This window comes from Paludibacillus litoralis, assembly GCF_037646705.1.
Taxonomy (GTDB): domain Bacteria; phylum Pseudomonadota; class Alphaproteobacteria; order Rhodobacterales; family Rhodobacteraceae; genus Pikeienuella; species Pikeienuella litoralis.
Window position 1 is genome coordinate 382,350 of the sequence record NZ_JBBHER010000004.1, and the last position, 24,596, is coordinate 406,945.

At 68.2% G+C, this 24,596-nt stretch carries 16 protein-coding genes; 12 read left to right on the forward strand and 4 right to left on the reverse strand.

Annotated elements, in window-relative coordinates; translation table 11 throughout:
- The first annotated feature begins 12 nt into the window (after positions 1-12).
- From WG921_RS08590 to WG921_RS08605, 4 genes are all read left to right on the forward strand, one after another.
- Positions 13-1,290 carry a TRAP transporter large permease gene (locus WG921_RS08590; RefSeq protein WP_340108801.1) on the forward strand — a complete coding sequence of 426 codons (1,278 nt, stop codon included), beginning with the start codon at positions 13-15 and terminating at the stop codon, positions 1,288-1,290.
- Between the two features lie 445 nt (positions 1,291-1,735).
- Entirely contained in the window at positions 1,736-2,584 is an 849-nt protein-coding gene (locus tag WG921_RS08595) for an MBL fold metallo-hydrolase (RefSeq protein WP_340108802.1), read from the forward strand.
- A 194-nt stretch (positions 2,585-2,778) separates the two neighbouring features.
- On the forward strand, positions 2,779-5,385 hold the full coding sequence (locus tag WG921_RS08600; protein ID WP_340108803.1) for an ABC transporter transmembrane domain-containing protein: 2,607 nt from the start codon (positions 2,779-2,781) through the stop codon (positions 5,383-5,385).
- 51 nt (positions 5,386-5,436) lie between these two features.
- Entirely contained in the window at positions 5,437-5,904 is a 468-nt protein-coding gene (locus tag WG921_RS08605; RefSeq protein ID WP_340108804.1) for a cyclic nucleotide-binding domain-containing protein, read from the forward strand.
- A 2-nt stretch (positions 5,905-5,906) separates the two neighbouring features.
- Here the strand turns inward: WG921_RS08605 and WG921_RS08610 are convergent, their stop codons facing one another.
- Entirely contained in the window at positions 5,907-6,521 is a 615-nt protein-coding gene (locus WG921_RS08610; protein WP_340108805.1) for an A24 family peptidase, read from the reverse strand.
- Between the two features lie 11 nt (positions 6,522-6,532).
- Between WG921_RS08610 and WG921_RS08615 the strand changes: the two genes are divergently transcribed.
- The 8 genes from WG921_RS08615 to WG921_RS08650 all read left to right on the forward strand — a co-directional run bounded on the left by WG921_RS08615 (position 6,533) and on the right by WG921_RS08650 (position 21,566).
- Positions 6,533-7,570: a hypothetical protein gene (locus tag WG921_RS08615; protein WP_340108806.1), complete on the forward strand. Its 1,038-nt coding sequence runs from the start codon at positions 6,533-6,535 to the stop codon at positions 7,568-7,570.
- A 105-nt stretch (positions 7,571-7,675) separates the two neighbouring features.
- Positions 7,676-10,063: a cyclic nucleotide-binding domain-containing protein gene (locus tag WG921_RS08620; protein WP_340108807.1), complete on the forward strand. Its 2,388-nt coding sequence runs from the start codon at positions 7,676-7,678 to the stop codon at positions 10,061-10,063.
- Positions 10,063-10,902 carry a hypothetical protein gene (locus tag WG921_RS08625; RefSeq protein WP_340108808.1) on the forward strand — a complete coding sequence of 280 codons (840 nt, stop codon included), beginning with the start codon at positions 10,063-10,065 and terminating at the stop codon, positions 10,900-10,902. Before WG921_RS08620 ends, WG921_RS08625 begins: the two co-directional genes overlap by 1 nt.
- Before the next feature lie 10 nt (positions 10,903-10,912).
- Positions 10,913-12,787: a cytochrome c3 family protein gene (locus WG921_RS08630; protein ID WP_340108809.1), complete on the forward strand. Its 1,875-nt coding sequence runs from the start codon at positions 10,913-10,915 to the stop codon at positions 12,785-12,787.
- 60 nt (positions 12,788-12,847) lie between these two features.
- Positions 12,848-13,264: a hypothetical protein gene (locus WG921_RS08635; RefSeq protein WP_340108810.1), complete on the forward strand. Its 417-nt coding sequence runs from the start codon at positions 12,848-12,850 to the stop codon at positions 13,262-13,264.
- Positions 13,261-15,438: a heme-binding protein gene (locus WG921_RS08640; RefSeq protein ID WP_340108811.1), complete on the forward strand. Its 2,178-nt coding sequence runs from the start codon at positions 13,261-13,263 to the stop codon at positions 15,436-15,438. The genes WG921_RS08635 and WG921_RS08640 overlap by 4 nt, the downstream gene beginning before the upstream one ends.
- Positions 15,439-15,463: 25 nt before the next feature.
- Positions 15,464-17,680, forward strand: coding sequence for a hypothetical protein (locus WG921_RS08645; protein WP_340108812.1), 2,217 nt, complete (start codon positions 15,464-15,466; stop codon positions 17,678-17,680).
- Between the two features lie 7 nt (positions 17,681-17,687).
- Positions 17,688-21,566 carry a hypothetical protein gene (locus tag WG921_RS08650; RefSeq protein ID WP_340108813.1) on the forward strand — a complete coding sequence of 1,293 codons (3,879 nt, stop codon included), beginning with the start codon at positions 17,688-17,690 and terminating at the stop codon, positions 21,564-21,566.
- A gap of 26 nt (positions 21,567-21,592) precedes the next feature.
- On the opposite strand, the gene WG921_RS08655 is transcribed toward WG921_RS08650, so the two are convergent.
- From WG921_RS08655 to WG921_RS08665, 3 genes are read right to left on the reverse strand one after another with little or no spacing between them, the layout of a single operon-like run.
- Positions 21,593-22,156 (reverse strand): cytochrome b, encoded by a 564-nt coding sequence (locus WG921_RS08655; protein WP_340108814.1) that lies wholly within the window; start codon positions 22,154-22,156, stop codon positions 21,593-21,595.
- Positions 22,153-22,881 (reverse strand): RibD family protein, encoded by a 729-nt coding sequence (locus WG921_RS08660; RefSeq protein ID WP_340108815.1) that lies wholly within the window; start codon positions 22,879-22,881, stop codon positions 22,153-22,155. The genes WG921_RS08655 and WG921_RS08660 overlap by 4 nt, the downstream gene beginning before the upstream one ends.
- Before the next feature lie 10 nt (positions 22,882-22,891).
- On the reverse strand, positions 22,892-24,475 hold the full coding sequence (locus WG921_RS08665; RefSeq protein WP_340108816.1) for an OpgC family protein: 1,584 nt from the start codon (positions 24,473-24,475) through the stop codon (positions 22,892-22,894).
- Positions 24,476-24,596 lie beyond the last annotated feature (121 nt).

Below are 24,596 nucleotides of genomic sequence, written 5' to 3' on the forward strand. Positions count from 1 at the left end.
GGGAAGACCGACATGATCTCAGCTCTTTCCGCCTTCATCATTCTGCTTCTGATCGGAACGCCGATCGCGCTGGTCATGGTCTTCTCGGGGCTCGCCGGCGGCTATGAGCTTGGCGGGCAGGCCTTTCTCGGCATCATCGCGGAGCGGATGTTCTCCGGCGTCTCGGGCTATCTGCTGATGGCGGTCCCCTATTTCATCTTCACGTCCGAGCTGATGAACCAGGCCGGGCTGACCGAGCGGCTGGTGGCCTTCAACAACGCGCTTTTCGGGCGGATTCGCGGCGCTCTCAGCCATGTGAACATCGTCGTCAGCCTGTTCTTCTCGGGGCTCACCGGCGCCGCGATCACCGACACGGTCTCCGTCGGCAAGATCATGATCCCGGCGATGAAGCGCGAAGGCTACAGCGCCGAATACGCCGCGGCCGTCACCGCCTGCTCATCCATCATCGGCCCGATCATCCCGCCGAGCGTCGTGATGGTCATCTACGCCGCGACCCTGCGCGACGTCTCGGTGTTCCAGCTTTTCGCCGCCGGCATCCTGCCCGGCGTCCTGATGACGGTTATGCTGCTGATCGCCAGCGGCGTGATGGCCTGGCTGAAGGGATTCCCCAAACATGGCGGAACCGATCTTCGCACCGCGGCGGTGGCCTTCGTCGTGACGATCCCGGCGCTTCTGGTGCCGTTCATCATCCTCGGCGGCATTCTCGGCGGCCTGACCACCGTCACCGAGGCGTCGGCCTTCGCCGCGGTGTATTCGATCGCCATCGGGGTCTTCTTCTATCGCCAGTTGACCATGGCGAATATCTGGTCGGCGCTGATCGTGACCATCCGCTTCAGCGGCGTGGTGTTCTTCCTCCTCGCCGCGTCCACGGTGCTCGGCTGGGTCGTCACCCGCTCCGGCGTCGCGCGGGACGCCGCGGAGATGATCACCACGATCAGCGACAGCCCCGTGGTCCAGATCCTGCTGGTGAACCTCCTGCTCATTCTTCTCGGCATGGTGATCGACGTGCTTCCGGCCCTCGTGGTCGTCGGGCCGGTGCTGGTTCCGGCGATGGTGGCGCTCGGGTTCGACCCGCTCCATTTCGCCATCATCATGATCATCACGCTGAACGTGGCGAACATCACGCCCCCTGTCGGCATGACCCTGATGACCGCGTCGCAGATCGCCGGCGTTCCGTATGAACGTGTGATCATCACCGCGATTCCCTTCTATCTCAGCCATCTCGCGGTCATTCTGATCGTCTCGTTCTGGCCCGCGTTCGTGCTCTGGCTACCGGGTCTGCTGAGTTGACGCGGCGGGGCGTGGCCGGCTGAACGCGTCTCGCCGCCTCCGCGCGCCAGGCGCACAATCCACAGTTGCGCGACACTGAATTTCCCCTACCCTTGAAACGAATGAGAGGGGAATACGATCGCGCACGTTGAACAAGACCCCGTCACGCCTGCGCCCGGCGCCGGGCGGCCCCCGCGCCGACCGGGTCTCGCCGCCGGAGCCGCGCATGCGCATCGCCGACATCGCCGGCCCGCAGAAAGAAAAAGGGCCCAGATGGTGACAAAACTCACACATCGTGAGGCGAGCTTTGCTCGACGGCGCAGAAATTCTACAATAGAATCGCTATATGAGATCCGAGTGGGACGCCCGGATCCATCGACGCGCCGGCATGGCGCCCGGCTGGGGGCGGACGGAACGCAGGAGGAGCGGCTTGGCGGAGACCGCGATGAGAGACTGGACCGGCCCGATGAGTGACACCGACGTCCGCTTCCGCTTCTGGGGCGTGCGCGGCTCTCTGCCCTCTCCGGGGCCCGACACCGTCATCTATGGCGGCGACACCCCGTGTGTCGAGATCACGACCGCCACAACCCGTGTGATTATCGATTGCGGTTCGGGCATCCGCCGGCTCGGCAACGCGATGATGGAGGAGCCCGACGACCGGGAGACCTTCATCCTTCTCGGCCATCCGCATTTCGACCATGTCTGCGGCCTGCCGTTCTTCACCCCGATCTTCATTCCCGGGCAGCGCTTCCGCCTCGGCGCGGTCGAGCCGCACGACATGCGGCTCCTGATGCCGCGGCTCTTCTGCCGGCCGTTCTTCCCGGTGGAGGAGGCGATGCTTGGCGCCGATCTCGAATATTTTCAGCCCGAGCCCTCGGGGCGGATGAAGCTGAACGACGACGTCGCCATCGTCACCCGGCCGCTCAACCATCCGGGCGGCTGCACCGGCTATCGGGTGGAGACGCAAGGCGTCGTCATCGCCTATTGCTCCGACACGGAGCATATCGAAGGCCAGACCGACCAGAACGTCCTCGACCTGATGGACGGCGCCGATCTCGCGATCTACGACAGCGCCTACACCGCGAGCGAATATCCAAACCATGTCGGCTGGGGCCATTCGACCCCCGATGAAGGCGTGCGCCTCGCCGCCATCGCCGGGGCGAAGCGCCTCGCGCTCTTTCACCACAACCCGACCCGCACCGACGCCCAGATCGCCGAGATCGAGAGGCGGCTGCCCAAAAAGGCGCCCTTCGCCTTCGCCGGGCGCGACGGAATGGAGTTCGTCTTCAAGGCCGCGAAGGTGAAGGCCGCCTGACCCGCCGCTTCGGACCCGGCGGATGAACGCGCCGCGCGCCGCCGCCGCCCGATCCGGGTCCGCGCCCTTCAAAACCGCTTGAACGGTCGCGCATCCGGTCATTTCCGCGCGATTCCATCGACATCCGCCCGAACGGCGCCATTGATCGTCCGGGCTCCATGCGTCACAAATCAAACAGGCGTCGAGGAGATGACATGGAACAGGGCCTTGTCAGCTTCGTATGGAAATACGGCAAGCTGGACACGATCAAGACTTTGATCGTGACCTTCCTGACGTTCCCGATCATCTACATCTCTCTGGAGATCCCGAAGATCATCGTCAACGACGCGCTCGGCGCGGGCAAGACCCCGGTGTCGTTTCCCGTCGAGTTCATGACGTTCAGCATGGACCAGATGACCTATCTTCTGGCCCTTTGCGTGATTTTCATCAGCATGATCGTCCTGAACAACTGGCTGAAATTCATCCTCAACACCCAGATCGGCCTCACCTCCGAGCGGATGATGCGCCGGCTCCGTTTCACGCTGTACGAATCCGTGCTGCGCTTTCGCGCCAAACGCTTCCAGCACATGAAGCAGGGCGAGATCGTGCAGTCTGTGATGGGCGAGATCGACGCGCTCAGCGGCTTTTTCGGCGAGGTGATCTCCACCCCCGTCTGGCAGGGCGGGATGCTTCTGGTCTACATGACCTTCATCTTCATCCAGGATCCGTTTCTCGGCGCGGCGGCGATCGCGCTCTATCCGGTTCAGGGTTTCCTGATCCCGAAGCTGCAGAAGAAGATCGTGCGGCTGAACAAGGCCCGGATCGCGAATGTGCGCCGGATCGCCGACGATATCGGCGAAAGCGTCGGCGCGATCGAGGAAATTCACACCTCCGCCACCGCCCGCTGGCATCTCGCGCTGATCGCCGACCAGCTTCACGAGAGCTTCTCGATCCGGCTGGACATCTTCAAGCGCAAATATCTGATCAAGGGGCTGAACAATTTCCTGATCGCCCTCACCCCGTTCGCCTTCTATCTCTTCGGCGGGATACAGGTGATTCAGGGCAATCTCGAACTCGGCTCCCTCGTCGCGGTCCTCGCCGCCTACAAGGACGTCTCCGGGCCGTGGAAGGAGCTGCTCAACTACTTTCAGCGCTGGAACGATCTCAACAGCCGGTTCGAGATGGTGGTGGAGAATTTCTCCGGCGACGAAGTCTATGACGAGAGCCGCGTCACCGGCGGCGCCGACGACCCGGCGGCGATGCTGACCGGCGACGTCACGGTGCGCGGCGTCAGCCACGGCCCCGGCGCGAGCGGGCTGAACGGCGCCGCCTGCGCCGCGCCCGCCGGAAAGGCGACGGCGGTGATCGGCGGCGAGGAAGGCGCGCGCGACCTTCTGCTGAAGATGATGGCGGGGCTGATCGAGCCGGATCAGGGCCGGGTCTCCATCGGCGGCGAGGTCGTGATCGAGGCGTCCATGCCGGTGATCGGCCGCAGCCTCGCCTTCGTCTCCGCCGAAAGCGTGTTTTTCGTCGGCTCGCTCCGCGACAATCTCACCTATTCGCTGAGGCGGACCCCGGCCGCCCTGCAGGCGGACCCGCGCCCCGACGCGGCCTTCAGGCTCCGCGAGGCCGAGCAGACCGGCAACATCGCCGCGACGCCCTATGGCGACTGGACGGATTACGCCGCCGCCGGCGTCTCCGGCCCCGCCGAACTCGACGCGCGCATCGTCTCGCTCGCCGACCGCGTCGGGCTGGCGGACGAGCTTTACCATCTCGGGCTCCAGGCCCGGATGAACCCCGAGGAGCATCCCGATTTCGCCGCGCGGGTCCTCGGGGCGCGCGCGCAACTGCGCGAAGCCGCCGCGCAGGATCCCGAAACGTCGGACATCATCGAATTCTGGGAGGTCGGCCGCTTCAACCAGAACGCCTCCCTGCTCGAGAACATCCTCTACGGCATGCCGGCGGCGGCGCGCGCCAGCATCGCCGATTATGCGGAGGACCAGAACGTGCTGGCGATCCTCGACGCCGCCGGCGCGACCCAGCCGCTTTTGCGCGCGGGCCTGTCCATCGCCAGGCAACTGGTGGAGTTCCTCGACTCGGTCGACGAGGAAAGCTCGCTCCTCGACAGTTTCGTCGACTACTCCAAGAAAGACATTCTCGCCTTGACCGGGATCGTCAAGGAGGCCGGGCAGAAGTCCGACTGGACCCCGAAGGGCGAGGCGCGGCGCATTCTTCTGTCCTTCGCGCTCACCTTCGTTCCCGTCCGCGACCGGCTCGACGTGCTGGACGACGCGCTGGAGGCCGAGATTCTGGCCGCGCGCGCCCGCGCCATGCAGGCGCTCAAGGACGATCCGACCGTGGTCGGCTTCGGCGAGGACCGCTATTCTCCCGCCCTTTCGTTGTCGGAGAACCTTCTCGACGGCAAGCGCCGCTATGACCGGCGGAGCGCCTGGCGCCGGTTCGACGCTTTCCTCGAAGCCGCCATCGATCGGTGCGGCCTCAGGGAGGGCGTCACCGTGGTCGGCCTCGGCGCCCCGCTCGGCGCGGGCGGCTCGGGCCTCAGCGCGTCCTCGCGCCGCCGGGCGGCGCTGGTCCGGGCGCTGCTGAAACGGCCCGCCGCCCTCATCGTCAACGGCGTCGCCGGCGGCGTCTCCCCGGAGGACGCGGCCGTCCGCGCCACGATCCGGGAGGAAATGGCCGGACGCACGCTGATCATGGCGGTCAACCCGGCGGCCGCGCAGGATTTCGACCATCTGATTCGGATCAACGACGACGGAAGCGTGCGCGAGGGCGACCCCGCCGCGCTGCTCGACGCCGCGTAATGACGACGCGCGGGCGGCGGGGAGGCGGGACATGAGCGCAAGGAGGCCAAAATGAGCCTGAATAAAGCTGTAGAGACGATGATGGAGACGCCGATCTTCGCCGGCGTCGATCCCAAGCGTCTCCGCCTTCTCGCCTTCATGGGCGAGAGTCTGACCTATCGCGCGGGCGAGTTTCTGTTCGATCAGGGCGATGAGGGCGACAGCGCCTTCGTCACCATCGCCGGGACCGCCTCGGTGCTGATCGACGTCGGCGGCGAGAAATGCGAGGTGGCGGAGATCGGGCCGAAGCAGGTCTTCGGCGAGATGGCCGTCCTGTGCGACATCCCCCGCACCGCGGCGATCGCCGCGAAGACGGATCTGGAGGTGCTTCGCATCGAACGCGACGCGTTTCTGAGCCTCCTGAAGGAATTCCCCGAGGTCTCCCTGCAGGTGATGCGGTTCCTCGCCGCCCGGCTCGAGCAGACGACGCGCAATCTCGGCGCGGCGCACGCGCGGATCACGGAGTTGGAGGCCTCCTGACCTCAGCCGAAAATCGGCCCGAACAGCACCGACGCCAGCGCCGCGCCGATCAGCGCCGGCCCGAAGGGAACGCTTCGCCCGCGCGCGCGCCAGCCATGCGCTACAAGCGCGTGCGCGATCCCGCCGAGCGCCGCGAGGAAGGCGACCTCCGGCAGCGCCGCCCAGCCGAGAAAGCCGCCCAGCGCGGCGAAGAGCTTCGCGTCCCCGAGGCCGATTCCGTCGCCGCCCCGAAGCTGGCCGAGCGCCGCGAGAACGCCGAAACCGAGCGCCGCGCCCAGCGCCCCGCCCCAGCCGGCGCCGCCAAGCAGCCCCAGCGCCGGGCCGATGACGATCAGCGGCAGCGTGATGTCGTCCGGCAGCACCATCCGGCGCGCGTCGATCACCGCGAGCGGCGCGAGAGCGGCGAAGAGGAGATACGCCTCCCAGGCCGCGCCGGCGAACGCCAACGCCGCCGCGAAACCGGCGGCCAGCAGCGCCGAGAGCGCGCCGGTCCGCAGCGCCGGCAGCGCCAGATCCGACCGGCGGCGGGCGACGCAATAGCCGAGAAGGCCGGCGCCGCCCGCCGTCAGAAACGCCTCGCCCATCAATTCGCCTTCCCGGTCATCGCCTTTGCGCATAGCATCGCGCCATGATCCGCGCGACCGTCTTCGCCCTTTCGCTCGCCCTCCTCGCCGCGCCGGGCCACGGCGCCGGGCTCGAGGCGTGGCTCGCCTCCATCGGCGCGGCCGAGCGGGATCTGGACGCCCGGTGCGAGGCGCTCCGCGCCGCGCCGCCGCCCGAAGGGCTGGTCTGGCTCCGGCTCGGCCCGAACGGGGTCGAGATCGTTCCGGCGGACGCGCGCGCGGCGGCGGCGGCGGCGTTCTGGGCGGAGGCCGCGCTCGGCGCGAAGGCGGCGGCGCTGGCGCTCTACGGCCAGGCCGCCGGCGCCGGGCTGGCGGGCGCGCCGGTGATGATCGAGACCGGTCCGGACGGCGTCGCCGTGCATGACGGCGGGGCGCTCCGGCTTGGCGATCCATGCGACGCGCTCCGGCGCATGGTCTCGGCCCTTGGCGGCGCGGGCGCGTCGGCCCAGCCCTTTGAAGACGCGCGGCGCAAGGCGGCGGCGCGGACGGCGCTGGCCATCGGCGGCGAGGCGGTTCTGCCGCTGGAGACGGCCCCGGCCGGCGCCTACGCGCGCGGCCCGGACGGCGTGCGGGCGCTGATCGAGGAGACCGCGAAAGGCGACGCCCTCCTCGCGCTCCGCGCGACCGGAGACGCCGCGCCCGGAGAGGCCGAGATCCGCGTCTACGCGCCCGGCGACCGGTTCCATCCGATCGCGGCGTATCCGATCCAGATTCTGCCCGGCCCGGCCGCGCCCCCGGCGCCCCCGACAGGGACGCTCAGCCCCGGCGGCCGGATCGCCGGCGAGGTCGCGCTCGACGGCGCCGCGCGGATACCCGTGGTTGTAACGGAACCGGGGCGCGTGGTCTTCGCCTCAGGGCCGGAGGCCGATTTCGCCGCCACTCTGGAGACGGCGGACGGGCGCGTCATCGCCGGCGACGACGATTCGGGGCGGGGTTACGGATTCTTGTTCTCGGCGGAGTTGACGCCGGGCCGGTATTTCCTATCTGTTAATCATTGCTGCGGCGGTGGCGGCGCATTCGAGGTGATCGCGTCGCCAGACTAAACGCAACTCGCGCTCCCATGCATCAAATGCGTGGCGGCGGGCACGTGACGATTGACCGTCGCGCCAAAAAAAACCATCATGCGCAAGAGTTGCCGCAGGGGCATGATGTCAGAGATTTACGAAATCGCCATCGTCGGTTCCGGTCCCGCGGGCGCAAGCGCCGCCGCGCGGGCGGCGAAACTCGGCGTCAGCCACATTCTGCTGGAGCGGACGGATCACCTCTCGGACACGATCTACAAATACCAGCGCGGCAAATATGTCATGGCGACGCCGGACAACCTGCCGTTGCAATCCGATTTGCAGTTCGAGGCCGACACCCGGGAGAACATCCTCGGCTGGTGGGATCAGGGCGTCGCGGAGATCGGGGTCAACGTCAGGCTCAACGCGGAAGTGATCTCGGTTGAAGGCGAGAAGGGCGATTTCACCCTGAAGATCGCCTCCGGCGACGATGTGAAGGCGCGCCATGTCGTCCTCGCCATCGGCCTTCAGGGCAACCTCCGGAAACTCGACGCGTCGAAGATCCCGGGCGCCGACAACGGGCTGACCGATTACCAGCTCGACGACCCGAAGGAATATTTCGACAAGGATGTGGTGGTGATCGGCGCGGGCGACGCAGCGATCGAGAACGCCGTCGCCCTCGCGCAGGCGCAGAACCGCGTCACCATCGTCAACCGCAAACGCGAGTTCTCGCGCGCCAAGTCGGGCAACATCTCGCTCATTCTGGCCGCGATCAAGGACGAGCTTCTGGAATGCGCCTATAATGCGACGCCGGTCCGGGTGGAGGAGAACGCGATCGTTCTCGACACCCCGGAAGGCGAGCGCGCCGTCGCCGCGGACCGGGTGATCGCCCGGCTCGGCGCGATGGCGCCGCGGGCCTTCGTCGAAGCCGTCGGCGGCGTCTTCGAGGAGGGCGCGGACACGCCCCGCGTCAACGAGATCTACGAGACCGACCGCCCCGGCGTCTTCATCATCGGCGCCCTTGCGGGCTATCCGCTGATCAAGCATTGCATGAACCAGGGCTACGAGGTGGTCCACACCATCGTCGGCGATCCGGTTGAAAGCATCATCCGCCAGGAGCTGGCGAAGAAATTCAACGTCGTTCCGGGCTTCACCACCGTTCAGGACATGCTGGAGCGGATCAAGGATGGCGCGCCGCTCTTCCAGGGGCTGACGCTCCTCCAGCTCTCCGAATTCCTTCTCGACGCGGAGATCCACTTCAAGAAACCCGGCGACGCCTTCATGGAGAAGGGCAAGGCCGGCGACAGCCTCTTCGTCATCCATGAGGGCGCCGTCGAAATTCCGGTGACGCCGGAGAGGGTGTTTCATCTCGGCCAGGGCGAGTTCTTCGGCGAGATGGGCCTGATCATGGGGCGCCGGCGGACCGCGACGGTTCTCGCGGACCCGAACGGCTCCGGCGCGGTCGCGATCGAGATTCCGCGCACCGCCGCGCTGAAGCTGATCGCCTCCTCGCCGGTCGCGCGGCGGGTGATGGACGAGATCACGATCCTCCGGCAATTGCAGACCTTCCTCTCGCCGGGCCTCACGCTCGACGACCTTTCCGAGCTGATCGCCGCCGCGAAACACAGGCGCTACGCCCGCGGCGAGGCGCTGATCGAGGAGGGCGACGAGAGCGACGCGATCCACATCATCCGCACCGGCTCCGCGACCGTGACCCGGAAGATCGGCGATTCCGACGTGGTGCTCGCCTATGTGCCCGCCGGCCAGTTCGTCGGCGAGATGGCGCTGCTCTTTCATCAGACCCGTTCCGCCACCGTTCGCGCCACCGTGCCGGTGGAGACGATCGAGCTCGACGGCGCGCTCTTTCGCGCGCTTCTGGATCAGAAGCCGAAGCTGCGCGCCATCGTCGACAGGGTCGCGCGCGAGCGGGCGGAGCAGAACCAGAAGGCCGTCAACGACGAGGGCAGCCGCAGGATCGATTTCCTGGTCTCGGTCGGGCTCGGCGAGGCGATGAACGCCATCGTCATCGACGAAAGCCTCTGCATCCGCTGCGATTATTGCGAGAAGGCCTGCGCCGAGACCCATGACGGCGTCTCCCGGCTCGACCGCGCGGCGGGGCCGACCTACGCCAACATCCACGTCCCGATCTCCTGCCGCCACTGCGAGCAGCCCCATTGCATGGACGATTGCCCGCCAAACGCGCTCCAGCGCGACCCGGACGGCGCGGTCTACATCAACGAGACCTGCATCGGCTGCGGCAACTGCGTCCGCAACTGCCCGTACGACGCGATCCACATGAGCGCTCTGCCGGCGCCGAAGAGCGGGCTTTTCTCCTGGCTGCTCTTCGGCGGCGCCTACGGGCCCGGAGAAGCGCCGGCGCCTGTGAAATCCAAGGAAAACAAATACCTGGCCCGGAAATGCGACCTTTGTCGCGAGATCGGCGGGGATCCCGCCTGCATCAAGGCCTGCCCGACCGGCGCGGTGATCCGCGTCGGCCCGGAGGAGTTGTTCCGCCGCATCCGGGAAAGCGCCTGATGGCCGCGCATGTCTCGTTTCTGGCCTATGAGCGCTTCAGATGGGTCAAGCGCTCGGCGTGGCTCTGCCTGATCTCCATCGTCATCTACTCGGCCTATTCCCCGGTCGGAGGGCGCAACGGCGGCACCTGGGTCGGCTATGGCCTCGGCGGGATCGCGCTGCTGCTGATCCTCTGGCTGGCCTGGCTCGGGGTGAAGAAGCGCCGCTTCTCCCCCGGGGCGTACAGCATTCGGGGCTGGACCTCGGCGCATGTCTATCTCGGGCTCTCGCTGACCATCATCGCCACGCTGCACACCGGGTTCGAGTTCGGCTGGAACGTGCACACGCTCGCCTACGCCCTTATGATGGCGGTCATTATTTCCGGCGCGTTCGGGATATTCGCCTATCTCCGCTACCCGCGCGCCATGTCGGAGAACATGGCCGGGCGCTCCTCCGCCCTTCTCCGTCAGGAGCTGGCGGAGCTCGACACCCGCATCGCGCGGCTGGCGCAGCGCCTGCCCGACAGTTTCGCGGAGGCGGCGCGGCTCAGCCTGGAGCAGACGCGGATCGGCGGCGGGTTTTTCCGCCTTCTGAGCGGCTCCAGCGCCGGGTGCGGGTCGGCGGCGGCGCGCGACGCGGCGCGCGCGGAGGCCGAAGCGCTCACCCGCGCCGATCAGCAGGCGAGCGCGACCGAGATGCTCTCCGCCCTCAGCCGAAAGGCCGAGGTGGCGGCGCGGCTCCGACTGGACCTGTCCTACAAGGCGATGATGGACATTTGGCTCTGGTTCCATGTGCCGCTGACGCTCGGGCTGATCGCAGCGCTCGTCGCGCATGTCCTCATCGTCTTCTTCTACTGGTGAGGCACCGCTGATGCGTCTTTCACTCATCACGCTGAAGCGTCGCCCCGACAGCGACGAGATCTCGCGCCGCGAGACTCTTCTGACCGCCGAGGAGTTCCGCGTCGGCCGCGGCTCGGACATGGACATCAACCTGCCGGACGTCGCCATCGCCTATCACCACGCGACGCTGAGCGCCGGCGCGGAGGGCCTGGTCCTCACCGGCGTCGGCGGCGCGCTGATCGAGGCGGGCGGCGATCTGGTCGAAAGCGTCGCGCTCCGCCCCGGCGCCGTCTGCCGGATCGGCGCGTTCGAGATCGGCTGCGAGGCCGCGCCGGAGCACGCCGACCACGCGATCACGCTCACCCGCCGGGAGGAGGCGCCGCGCGGCGCCGCAGCGCCGCAGCGCATCGTCGAGACATTGCCGTCGCGCCGCCGGCTCTCCTGGATCCTGGCGCTCGCGGTCCTTTTGGTCTTCGTCGCCTGGCCGCTGAGCTTCATCCTGCAGCGCACCGCGCCGGACCCCGCCGCGACGGTGGTGACCGCGATGGTCCCGCCGGCGCCGGAGCCGGGCCAGATCGAGACGCTGGTCGCCTTCGGGACCAGCCTCGCCGAGGGGACGCCGCGCCCCGAAGCGCCCAGGTTCACGCCGATGGAGAGCGCCTGGCTCTCCGGCCCGCTCAGCAACGTCCACGCCAATCTCGGCGAGGATTGCGGCGCCTGCCATCTTCGCCCCTTCGAGATGACGACCAACGCCGCCTGCCTCGCCTGCCACGCGGACACGGCGAGCCATTTCGACGTCGCCAGCCATGCGGACGCGGCCGGCGATCCGGCGCTGGCGCGCTGCGCCGCCTGCCACAAGGAGCACCAGGGAGGCGAGCATCCGGTCGAGCGGGCGTCCTCGGTCTGCACCGATTGCCACGCCGATCTGAAGGCCGTCGCAGCCTCGACCACGCTCTTCAACGTCTCCGATTTCGCGGACGAGCATCCGCAGTTCCGCCCCACGCTGGTCACCGGCGTCGCCTCCACCGAGGATGGCGCGCTGAAGCCGACGGTGGCGCGCGCCCCGCTCGACCCGCGCTATCCGCTCACGGAGGAATCGGGGCTGAAATTCCCGCATGACGTTCACCTGAACAAGGACGGCGTGCGCGGGCTCGGCCGGGTCTCGGACAAGATCTGGGATCTCACCTGCCAGAGCTGCCATCTCCCGCAGGCGGACGGCGCGCTGATGCGGCCGGTCGAGATGGAGCGCGATTGCGGCTATTGCCACGAACTGGTGTTCCAGCCCGAGAATTTCAGCGTCCTTCGGGAGCTTCCGCACGCGAAGGCCGCCGAAGTGCAGGAGATCGTGCATGATTATTACGCCGCCCGGGCGCTCGAAGGCGGGGTGACCGCGCCGGGCGCGCCCGCGAGCGTGCGCCGCCGCCCCGGAACGCCGCTCGGCCTCGCCGGCCGCGAGGAAGGGCTCGCCTGGGCGAGCGCTCAGGCGGAGCTCGAACTGAAGCGGATCATGGAGGTGAGCCTCTGCGGCGACTGTCACGTCGCGGAGGCGGCGGCCGAGCCCGACGATCGCGGGCGCACGGTCTGGAAGGTGCAGGGCGCGCTCCTGCAACGGCATTGGATGCCGAAATCCTCCTTCAACCACAAGCCGCATTTCGCGATGGACTGCGTCTCCTGCCACGCCGCGACGACCTCGAAGGCCAGCACCGACGTGCTGATGCCGCCGATCGAGGACTGCCGCGCCTGCCATAAGGGCGAGAACGCGGGCGCCTCCGCATCGTCGGAATGTCTCGCGTGCCACGAGTTCCATATCGACGACTACGCGCCGATGTCGCCGCCGCATGGCGCGGCGATGGCGGCTCAGCGGGAGAGGGCCGAGAAATCCACCGTAGAGCGCGCCACGCGATAGAGGCCGCGCCCCGGGGGGGGGGAAGAAAAGCGCGTCACGCGCGCGAAGAGGGAGAACCCAATGCTGCTTCGATCAGGCCTCGCGATCGTGCTGATGGCCGCCGCCCTGCCGGCGCATGCGGCGGAGCGGCTGAGCGAATCCGGCGTCCGCCTGCCCGCCGTCAGCTTCGCCCCCGGCGGCGCGCTCGAGGCGCGGATCGACGCCGCCGGCGACGAGGTGCTCTCGGTTCACGCCATCCTGCGCCCGGCCTCCTCCAATCAGACATGGATGCGCGATCGGGACGGGTTCTGGGCCGAGTGGAACGGCGACCCGGCCGCGCTTTTCCCCAGCGCCGCCCGCCGCGAAGGCGGCGATCTCGTGTTCAAGATCTTCACCTCGCCCCCCGACGGCGTCGGCGCGATGACCATCACCCTCGCCTACCGGACCCCTGAAGGGCTGAAATACGGCTGGTTCGACGCAGCGGAGCGCAGCGAATGAAATCCCTCTCCAGAGTCTTCCGTTACGCATTCGCCGCCGCGCTGACCGCGGGGCTTCTCGTCGGTTGCGGCGGCTCGGAGACCGGCAGCGACGATGGCGCGACCCCGGCGCCCGGCACCAAATTCACCGGGCGGATCGACTTTCCCCCGCTCATGAACCTGACCAGCGCCGACGTGCAGCGGGTCATCGCCCAGGCGGTGAACGAAGCGGACGCCCAGGGCGCGCCCGCGACGATCGCGGTGGTGGACCGGGTCGGCAACGTGCTCGCCGTCTTCGCGATGAACGGCGCGCCGACCACGCTCTCGGCCATCGCGGAGGTCCCGCGCACGATCTCTCAGGGGCCGCTGTCCGGCACGCGCCTCACCGGCGCGAAGGGCTCCGGCCTCGACGGGCTGAACATCCCCGGCGCCGCCGCCGTCGGCGCCATCGCCAAGGCGGTGACCGGGGCCTATCTCTCGTCCAGCGGCAACGCCTTCACGACCCGCACCGCCAGCCAGATCGTGCAGGAGAACTTCAACCCCGGAGAGACGTTCCAGCCCGGCGGCCCGCTTTTCGGCGTGCAGTTCAGCCAGTTGCCCTGCTCCGACCTCTCGACCCGCTTCGCCAGCGACAACGGCGCCGGCGCCATCGTCGGCTCCACCGTCGGGCCGCGCCGCTCCCCGCTCGGCCTCGCCGCCGACCCGGGCGGGATGCCGCTTTACAAGAACGGCGTCCTCGTCGGCGGCGTCGGCGTGATCGCGGACGGCGTCTACGGGCTGGACCTGTCCGTCACCGACATCGATTCCGACGACGACATGCGCGATGAGCTGATCGCCCTCGCCGCGACGTCCGGCTTCGAGCCGCCGGAGCGGATCAAGGCGTTCAACATCACGCTGGAGGGCAACACCCTTCGCTACACCGACACCACCGACGACACCGACCGGCTTCGGGCCAACCCCGCCGCCGCGCCCAGCTTCGGCGCGATCCTCGGCTCGGCCGGCGCGCTGGTCCCGGTGACCGGCTATTACCGCACGCCGACCGGCGGCGCCGCCGACGTTCTGCCCGGAACCCAGTACGGGACGCCGGCGTCCGGCGTCATGCCCGCGTCCGACCTGCCGGGCGGCGGGCCGTATCAGAACCCCAACGCCTTCGTTCTGGTGAACGCCGCCGGCGCGCCGCGCTTTCCGCCGAAGGCCGGATCCGACGCGCCGGGGGGCGACCCGGCCAAGGCGCTGAAACGCGCCGAGGTGATCCGGCTGGTCGACGAGGCGCTCGGCGCCGCGCTCGCCGGGCGCGCCCAGATCAGGAAGCCCCTGAACAGCCGCATTCAGGTCTCCGTCTCGATCGTCGACACCAATGGAGAGATCCTCGCCGTCGCGCGGACGCCGGACGGCCCGATCTTCGGCACCGACGTCTCGCTCCAGAAGGCGCGCACCGCGATGTTCTTCTCGTCCCGCACCGCGGGGGCGGAGCTGAACGCGGTCGGCGGCGCGGTCGTGCAGGTGCCGGACCCGCTGAACGGCGGCGCGCCGCAGGCGGTCACGATCCCGCCGCTTTCCGACTATGTCCGCGCCATGCGCCGCTTCGTCGCCCCCGACGCGCTGACCGGCAAGAACGCCTTCTCCGACCGCGGCAACGGCAATCTCGCGCGCCCGTTCTACCCCGACGGCGTGCAGCGCCAGCAGAACGGGACCCTCTCGCCGCACGGGCCGCTCTCGCGCCCGTTCAACTCCGCCGACCCGACCGAGAACTGGTCCCCCTTCTCGACCGGGATCCAGTTCGACCTGATCGGCGGAAACATCCTTGAGCACGTGTTCTACATTCTCGGCCTCGGCCAGGACACGGCGGTCGGCTGCTCCGGTCTCGCGCCGCGCGACGGGCTGGTCTTTCCGCGCCCGCCCCTTGCGAACGGCGCGCAGATCTTCGCCGGCTCGGTCCCGATCTATCGGGGCGGCGTTCTGATCGGCGGGATCGGCGTCTCCGGCGACGGCATCGAGCAGGACGACATGGTCTCCGCGCTCAGCCTTCGCCGCGCCGGCCTCGCGCTTGGCGGCGGGCTCGGCCATGCGCCGGAGGCGGTCCGCTCGGACACGCTGATCCCCCGGGAAGGAAACGGCAACCGGCTCCGCTACGTCTCCTGCCCGCCCGGCCCGTTCATCAACAGCAATGTCCAGAATCCCTGCCGTGTGCTCTGAGAACGACATTCGAAGGAGCGAAGAGATGTCGTACCGCCCCGCCGTCCGATCCAGCCTTCTCGCCGCCGCCGCGGCCGCGGCGCTGATCGTCGGCGCCGCCGGTCCCGGCGCGGCGCGGGACGCGGACGCCGCCGCTCCGCTCGCCGAGCGCGAGATCTTCGGCTTCAGCCAGGTTCTCCGCCGCAACAGGGGCCCCGACATCCGCGAGTCGACGCCGGACGCGGTCCCCGAGCAGGTCACGCCGCTCGAGGACGAGATCGACGCGGCGGGCCGCTCGCGCCCCGGCGGGCTGACCGGCCGCCCCGCGCCCGAAACCGCCCCGGAGAGCGAACCCCCGGTCGGCGAAAGCGATTGGCGGCGCGCCCCCGACGAGCCCCGGATCGAGACCACGACCGCGCCCGCCCCCGGCGCCGGCGAGCCCGGCCCGCAGATCCGCCCCGGCGGGTTCATCCTGAACGACCGCGTCCTTCTCACCGGAGAGACCGAGGATTCGCCCGCCCGCCCGGTCCGCGGCGCCGATGGCCGGCTGGCGCCGCCGGGCGTCGCCATCATCCCGCCGGAGCCGGAGCCTTACATCGACCCGCTCGCCGTGCCGCTGCCGCCGCCGCGCGCGGCCGGGCCGGACGACTTTCTCCCGGTCCCGGACCGCTGGCGGCTGGTGGACACGCTCGGCATCATCAAGGAGAATCCGCTCAACCCCTATGAGCAGAACACGCTGAAGGGCGACAAGCCGGTCTGGGAAGGGAGCTGCTTCCCCTTCCTCGAGCCGGTGCTCGGCGAGAGCGAGACCGACTGTTTCCTGGTGCTGCTCGGCATCTCCGACACCGTGATCGAGCCGCGGAGCTTCCCGACCCCGACCGGCGTGCAGACCACGCAGCGCTCCGGCACCGACGATCTCTTCGGAAAGCCCGACCAGATCCTGTTCAACCAGAACTTCATCCACGGCTTCAGCCTCATAAACGGCGACACCGCCTTCAGGCCGCAGGACATCGAATTCCGCTATACCGGTGTTCTAAACGGAAATTTCGCCGATGTGGAGGAGAAGCGCGTGCTCCGCGCGGACCCGGGCGCCGGCACGTCGCGCTTCGATCATCATTACGGGCTCGCGGAGCTGTTCGTCGACTACCACGTCCGGAACATCTCGGACCGTTACGATTTCTTTTCCGTGCGCGCCGGCGTTCAACCGTTCAGCTCGGATTTCCGGGGCTTCCTGTTTCAGGACAGCCAGCTCGGCGTCCGCCTGTTCGGCAATTGGGACAACAACCTCTGGCAATACAATCTCGCCTGGTTTCGCCGGCTGGAGAAGGACACAAACTCCGGCCTGAACGACCCGTTCCAGACCCCGCGCGAGGATGACGTCTTCGTCGCCAACGTCTACCGGCAGGACTTCCCCGTCCTCGGCCTCACCAGCCAGGCGACCGCGATCTACAACCGGAACCGCGAAGGCGGCGACCGCTTCTTCGACGATAACGGCTTTCTCGCCCGGCCCGCCTCCTTCGGCACCCAGCGCGGCCGGAATTACGACGTGGTCTATCTCGGCTACAATGTCGACGGGCGGATCGGCCGGGTCAATCTCACCGGCTCCGGCTATTACGCCTTCGGGCGCGACGACAACGTCTTCACCGACGAGAGCGCCAATATCTCCGCCTTCTTCGCGGCGGCCGAGGTCTCGATGGATTTCGACTGGACCCGCTGGCGGCTTTCGGGGCTCTACGCCTCCGGCGACAGCGACCCGTTCGACAACAGCCAGGGCGGGTTCGACGCGATCTTCGAGAACCCGCAATTCGCCGGCGGCGACACCAACTACTGGATCCGTCAGCAGATCCCGCTGATCGGCGGCGGCGGCGTCGGCCTCTCCTCGCGGAACGCGGTGCTCCCCTCGCTCCGGCCGTCGAAGGAGCACGGCCAGTCCCAGTTCGTGAACCCGGGCATCATCCTTGTCGGCGCCGGCGCGGATTTCGACATCTCGCCGCAACTCCGCCTCTCCACCAACGCCAACTACATGTGGTTCGACGACACGTCTTCGCTCGAGGTGCTGCGCAACCAGGGCAACATCCGCAACGACATCGGCCTCGATCTCTCGGCCGCCGCGATCTGGCGCCCGTTCCAGACGCAGAACGTCGTCTTCCGCCTGTCCGGCGCCGCCCTCTTTCCGGGGCGGGGATTCAACGATCTCTACGCGGCGGAGGGGGAGCGCGATATGTACTATTCCGTCCTCGCCAACCTCGTCCTGACCTATTGAGGCGACCATGATCCGGTTCTCGCACCTTGTTTTCATCGCCCTCGCGGGCGCCGCCATGTTCGGCGCGGCCGACGTTCGGGCGGCGGGAGGCGGCGAGGTTCCGGTGGAGCGGGTCTACCCCGAATACCCGCCCGCCCCCGCCGGGCAGACCCCGGCCGACGTCGCGCTGAAATCCGCCGGCTGCATGACCTGCCATGAGCAGACCGACAGCCCGACCATGCATATCTCCGGCGGCGTCGCCCTCGGCTGCACCGATTGCCATGGCGGCGACGCCGGCGTCTTCCGCGACGCGTCCGAGGCGCCCGGCTCGGATGGCTATGTCGCGGCGCTGAGCAAGGCGCATGTGCTGCCGCTCTATCCGAAAACCTGGAATTGGCCGAGCTCGGCGAACCCGCGCAGCAGCTACACGCTGATCAACCGCGAGAGCCCCGAGTTCCTCCGCTTCGTGAACCCCTCCGATTACCGTGTGGTGCGGGAATCCTGCGGCGCATGCCACATGAAGGAGATCCAGGCCGCGGAGCGCTCGCTGATGGCGACCGCGACGATGTTCTGGGGCGGCGCCGCCTACAACAACGGCATCCTGCCCTTCAAGCGCTATGTCCTCGGCGAGGCCTACACCCGCGACGGCGAGCCGGCCGTGCTCGACAGCCCGGTGCGCCTCAATCAGAAGATGATCGACCGCGGCGCGATCGCCAAACTCTACCCGATGCCGGCCTGGGAGGTGATGCCGGTCGGCGACGTCTTCCGCGTGTTCGAGCGGGGCGGGCGCAACATCGGCACCCAATTCCCCGAGATCGGCCTCCCCAACGCCCTCGGCCAGCTTCAGCGGCTCGAGGAGCCGGGCCGCCCCGACATCCGCCAATCGAACCGCGGCACCGGCACCGGCGTCCGCGTCGCGATCCCGATCCTGAACATCCACAAGACCCGCCTCAACGACCCCCACACCTGGTTCTTCGGCACCAATGAGCAGCCGGGCGACTACCGCTCCTCCGGCTGCGCCGCCTGCCATGTCGTCTACGCCAACGACCGGGAATGGGAGAGTTCCGGCCAATATGCGAAATACGGCAACAAGGGCCAGACCGTCACCATCGACCCGGCGATCAACGGCGAGCATTTCCCCGAGATGAAGGGCGAGAAGGGCCACCCGCTCCGCCACGCCTTCTCCTCCGCGATCCCGACCGCGCAGTGCATGTCCTGCCACATGCATCAGCCGAACATGTTCGTGAACACCTATCTCGGCTACACGATGTGGGATTACGAATCCGACGCGCCGCTGATGTGGCCGAAAGACCAGGTGAGCCGCCGCGACCGCGACCTCGGCAAGCCGCTTCGCGAGGAGGAGCGGAACGCCGCCCGCAGCTACGCCGGCGAAGATTCCCATGCGGCGACGGAGACCTACGGCCCCTGGCAGAGAATGCGCGAGATTCTGGACCGCAACCCTGAAGCCGCCGCCGCGGTCGGGAAATGGGGCGATCTTCCGTTCCTCGAAGAGGTCTGGACCGACGTGAACCCGAAGGCGCAGGACACCCAGTTCGCCGATTATCACGGCCACGGCTGGAACTTCCGTGCGATCTACAAGCGCAACCGCGAGGGCGACCTTCTCGACAAGGCCGGCGGCGTCGTCTCGAACGACGACCCGAAGAAATTCGAAAAAGCCGTCCACATGAACTCGATCCACGCCGAGAAGGGCATGCACTGCGTCGATTGCCATTTCAGCCAGGACGGCCACGGCAACGGCTACATGCATGGCGAGGTCGCGCAGGCGGTGCAGATCCGCTGCAAGGACTGCCACGGCACCTCGAAGGCGCTGCCGACGCTGCGGACCAGCGGCCCCGCGGCCCGGCCCGGCGGCGAGGACCTGACGCTTCTGCGCAACCCCGACGGCCAGCGCCGCTTCGAATGGGTCGGCGGGCGGCTGATCCAGCGCTCGATCGTCAATCCGGGGCTCGAATGGGAGGTGAGCCTGGTCAAGAAGAGCGTGACCAAGGGCGACCCGCACTACAACCCGAAGGCCGCGCGCGCCAAATTGATGGCGAAGCTCAACGGCCCGAACGACACGACGATGGACTGGGGCGGCGGCGTCCCCGACTCCAACCTCGCCCATGACGACGAGGAGATGGCCTGTTTCTCCTGCCACACCTCCTGGACCACGTCCTGCGGCGGATGCCATCTGCCGATCGAGGCGAACTGGAAGACAGAGCATCACCATTACGAAGACGGCCTGGAGACCCGGAACTGGGCCTCCTACAACCCGCAGGTCGCGCGCGACCAGATCTATCAACTCGGCAAGCATGGGCCGGTGAAGGGCGGGATCATCGCGCCGATCCGCTCGTCCTCGGCGCTCGTCCTCTCCTCCACCAACATCAACCGCGAGCGGATCTACATCCAGCAGCCCCCGGTCGCCGCCTCCGGCTATTCCAGCCAGGCCTTCGCGCCGCATTTCCCGCACACCGCGCGAAAGGAGGAGACCAAGACCTGCACCGACTGCCACCTCTCGGAGGAGAACGACAACAACGCGATCATGGCGCAGCTTCTGCTCCACGGCACCAATTTCATCGATTTCATCGGCCATCACGCCTATATCGGCGAGGTCGGCGGCCTTCAGGCGGTGCGCGTCACCGAATGGGAGGAGCCGCAGGCGGTGTTCGGCTCCTATCTCCACAAATACGCCTATCCGGACGACTGGCGGATGCTGCAGAACCGAGGGAAAGAGCTGGCCTGGGACGAGCGCAACATGGTCTCGTCGCAATCCGCGCCCGGAACCGTCGGCTGCCTGCAGCTGCGCGGCGAATATCTCTACGCCTCGCAGGGCGACGGCGTGCAGGTCTATGACGTCGCCTCGATCGGCAACAAGGGCGTCTCGGACCGGATCCTCTCCGCACCGTTCAGCCCGCTCGGGCAGGACGCGCACATCTCCACCAGGCGCGCGACCTGCGTCGCGCTGCCGACGGAGCAGCCGATCGCGCCCTTCAAACAGGAGAAATACGGCCATGAGCTGATGTTCGAGACCAATCTCGAACAGCCGTTCCACCCGCTCTACAAATACGCCTATGTGACCGACGCCGAAGAGGGCCTGATCCTCTTCGACAACCAGACCTTCCAGGACGGCGAGCCCCGCAACAACGACATCGAGCGCGCCGTGACCTGGAACCCGAACGGGGTGCTGAACGGCGCGAGCTATCTTCTGGTCCGCGGCGAATATGTCTACATCACCACGCCGCGCGCCGTTGTCGTGGTCAACATCGACACGCCGACCAGCCCGCGCCTCGTCGCCGAGATCCCGATGCAGGGCGCGCGCTATGTCGATCATCAGTTCCGCTATCTCTTCGTCACCGACGAGCGCGGGCTCCACGTCGTCGACGTCACCGACCAGGAGACGCCGTTCATCGTCGAGGGCGCCTTCGTCCCGATCCGGGACGCGCGGAATCTGCACGTCGCGCGCACCTACGCCTATATCGCGGCGGGCGCCGAGGGGCTGGTGATCGTGGACGTGAAGAACCCGGAAAAGCCGAAGACCTACATGACCGAGAATTTCGGCGGCGCCATGAACGACGCCACCGATATCGTCATCGGCACGACCAACGCCTCCCTGATCGGCTATGTCGCCGACGGCGTGAACGGGCTGAAGGTGCTGCAGCTCACCTCCCCCGCCAGCCAGCCGAATTTCTATGGCTTCAGCCCGGCCCCGAAACCCGAGCTGATCGCCTGGTGGAAGACGGACGGCGCCGCCGTCGCCCTCTCCGGCGGCCTGAAGCGCGACCGCGCGGTGGATGAGAACGGCAACCAGATCGCGGTGTTCGGCCGCATCGGCTCACGCCCGTTCAACGAAGCCGAGCAGCGCGCCTTCTATCAGAAGGATGGCGCGCTCTATAAGGTCAGGGATTAGACAAGGTCAGGGATTGGCGGGCGGGCTCAGAGCATCCGCGAGAGCACGCCGTCGCGCTTCACCACGCCATGCATCGTCGCCGCCGCGACATGCAGCAGGATCAGCGCGATCAGCCCCCACGCGACCGCGCCGTGGATCGTGTAAAGCGCGGCGCCCAGCGGCTTGTCCACGCCGATCAGCCCCGGCAGCCGCCAGTTGAAGAACTCGACCGGAAACCCGCTCGCCGCCGTCGCGCTCCAGCCGAGAACCGGCATCGCCACCAGCCCGAGATAGAGCAGGCCATGCGTGAGCCGGCTCGCCGCCCGCTCGAAACGGGTCAGCGGCGCGGCGTAGGGCGGCGCGCCGAACGCCAGCCGCGCCGCGATCCGCGCCGCCATCGCCGCGAGGATCAGAACTCCGAGCGTCTTGTGATACTTGAACACCATATTGGTGATCTCGATCCCGAAGGCCGCGTTCAACCCGTCGAAACCGTAGGCGTCCAGCGTCAGCCCCAACCCCAGAACCCCGACCGCCATGAGCGCGATCAGCCAGTGCAGCGCCCTCTGGATCAACGCGTAGCGCGGCGCGGCGCCCGCGCGCATCCCGCTCATATCGCGGCCTCCGCCGCCGAGCGCAGCGGCGCGGCCGCGATCGCCCGCCGCAAATCGCAGATGAAAAGCACATCGCCGTCTTCGAGCACGCGCACCGTCGTTCGCGGCCGAAGCGCCTCGTCCAACTGGTCGATCGGCGCCAGCGAGAGCCCGGTCTTGCCGGAGCCGAGGATGATCGGCGCGACCAGCACATGCAGAAGATCGACGGCGCCCGCGTCGAGAAAATCGCCCAGCGTGTCGGGCCCGCCCTCGACCAGAATCCGCGCCAGCCCCTCCGCCCTCAGCGCCGCGACGATCGCCGCCGGCGCGAAGCGGCCGTCCGGCCCCGGCTCCAGCGCGATCCGGCGCGCGCCCGCCGGCGCCGGCGCCCCGCGCCGCGTGATGCAGATCACCTCCGCCGCCCCGTCGCGCATCACCCGCGCGTCGGCCGGCGCGCGGCCGTCAGGGTCGATCACCACCCGCACCGGGCTGCGCCCCGGCACATGCCGCACCGTCAGCGCCGGATCGTCCGCGATCAGCGTGCCGACGCCGATCACCACCGCGTCCACCCCGGCGCGAAGCCGATGGAGATGCGTCAACGCCGCCGCGCCGGAGATGTATTTCGACGCTCCCGTCGTCGTCGCGACCCGCCCGTCGAGCGACTGGCCAAGCTGCGCGACCACCAGGGGCCCGCTCCCCGCAAGGGAGAAAAGCGCCGCCCCCGCATCCGTGACATGAAGATTCATCGCTCCGCCCTCATTCCGCCGGGGTCCGGCTCGCCGCGACCCGCGCCGGCGCCTCGTCCCGATGCCGTTCCTTCACACGCCGCCATGGCTCCGCCTTGAACCAGCCGACCACATAGGCCGTGGCGACCAGCGCGGCGAACCCGGTCAGGTTCACCAGCGCATAGGTCCAGACGTCGCGCCCGATCACGTCGAGCCACCAGCCGTTGAACCGGCCGAGCACGATCGAGACCATGAACACCGCCAGCGATTGCGTGCCGACCTTGCGGATCACCGGGACGATGGCGAGAAAGCCCTCGCCCGTGACCCATGCCCGCCGCTCCGGCCCGATCGCCGACCAGATCAGCACTATCAGCGCGCCGAGATGCGCAAGCTGCGCCACTCCGATCCGCCCCGGATCGGCGATCAGCCCGAAGCGCCCCATCACCGCCAGCAGCCAGCTGTCGAGCGCCGGAGACAGCGCCCGGATCTCATCGACATAGGCGTAAGGCGCGGTCAGCAGCGCCAGCCCGACCAGAGCCGCGAGCCAGGCCTTGTCGAGGATCGCCCGCGGCGGCCGCCAGCCGCTCCGGAGCCGCGCCCCGTCCGGCCCGACCGCCGCCCATGCGAGATAGGCGATCGCGAGGAAATGGAGATAGCGGAGCGGCCCGACCCCGGCCTTCCCGATCAGCGGGCCGAGAAAATTCCGGGCGTCCGCGATCCAGACCCGAATCACCCAGTCCTCAGGCAGGTATCCGACGCCATGAATCTTGTGCCAGGCGAAGGGGATCGAGACGATCAGATAGCCCGCCGCGGCCAGCACGAGGCCGCGCGTCACCGGCGGCGGCGTCAGCCATTTCATGCCGAGGGCGAAGCCGGTGAAGAACACGATCTGCCAGCCGAACGGGTTGAAGAACCAGGTTCCCTTTCCCCACGGGTTGGAGGGCAGGGACATGAACGAGAACGCCCCGCCAAGGGTCGCCAGCATCTCGCCGAGCGCATGCGTCTCCTCCCCGCCGAGGCTGTAGCGCCAGATCGCGAGCTGCGCCGCGAACCAGACCGCCGCGACGACGCCGAACACCGCCATCCGCCCGCCAAGATGATGCGCCAGCATGATGACCGGAATCATCGCGAGGATCGCCAGATACATCGGCAGGATGTCGAACAGGCCCGGCACGTAGGTCAGCGTGAAGTACCCGAGCAACGCGGCCTCCGCATCCCGGAAGAACCCCGAGACCGGCCACCAGTTGGTGTAGGCGCGCCCCTCCGGGCCCATGCCGCTCCTGTCCAGCAGGATCATCAGCAGCGTCGTCACGAGAATGACGCCGATATGCGCCCAATAGACCTGCCAGACCCGGAACGCGACGCGCGCCGCCCCGATCAGCCAGCCCCGCGCGACATAGGTGGAGCCGAACGCCATCGCCGAGGCCATGCCCGAGCAGAAGACGAAGATCTCCGCCGCGTCCGAATAGCCGAACCGCGCCGGAATCCACAGCGTCCAGGAGTTGCCTGGCGTATGCGCCACCAGGATGATGAACATCGCCAGGCCGCGAAAAAAATCCAGCCGCAGATCCCGCGGCCGTTTGATCGTGGCGGCTGGCGCAGGCGATCCCGTCATGCGCGTCTGTCTCCGCTCGGTTCCGTATCCAATGACGTTAACCTCTAGCCCGCAAATGGGGCGCGCGCGCGGCCTTCGCGCGGCGTCTCACCGGGATGTGACCCGATGTCAACGCGTCAGA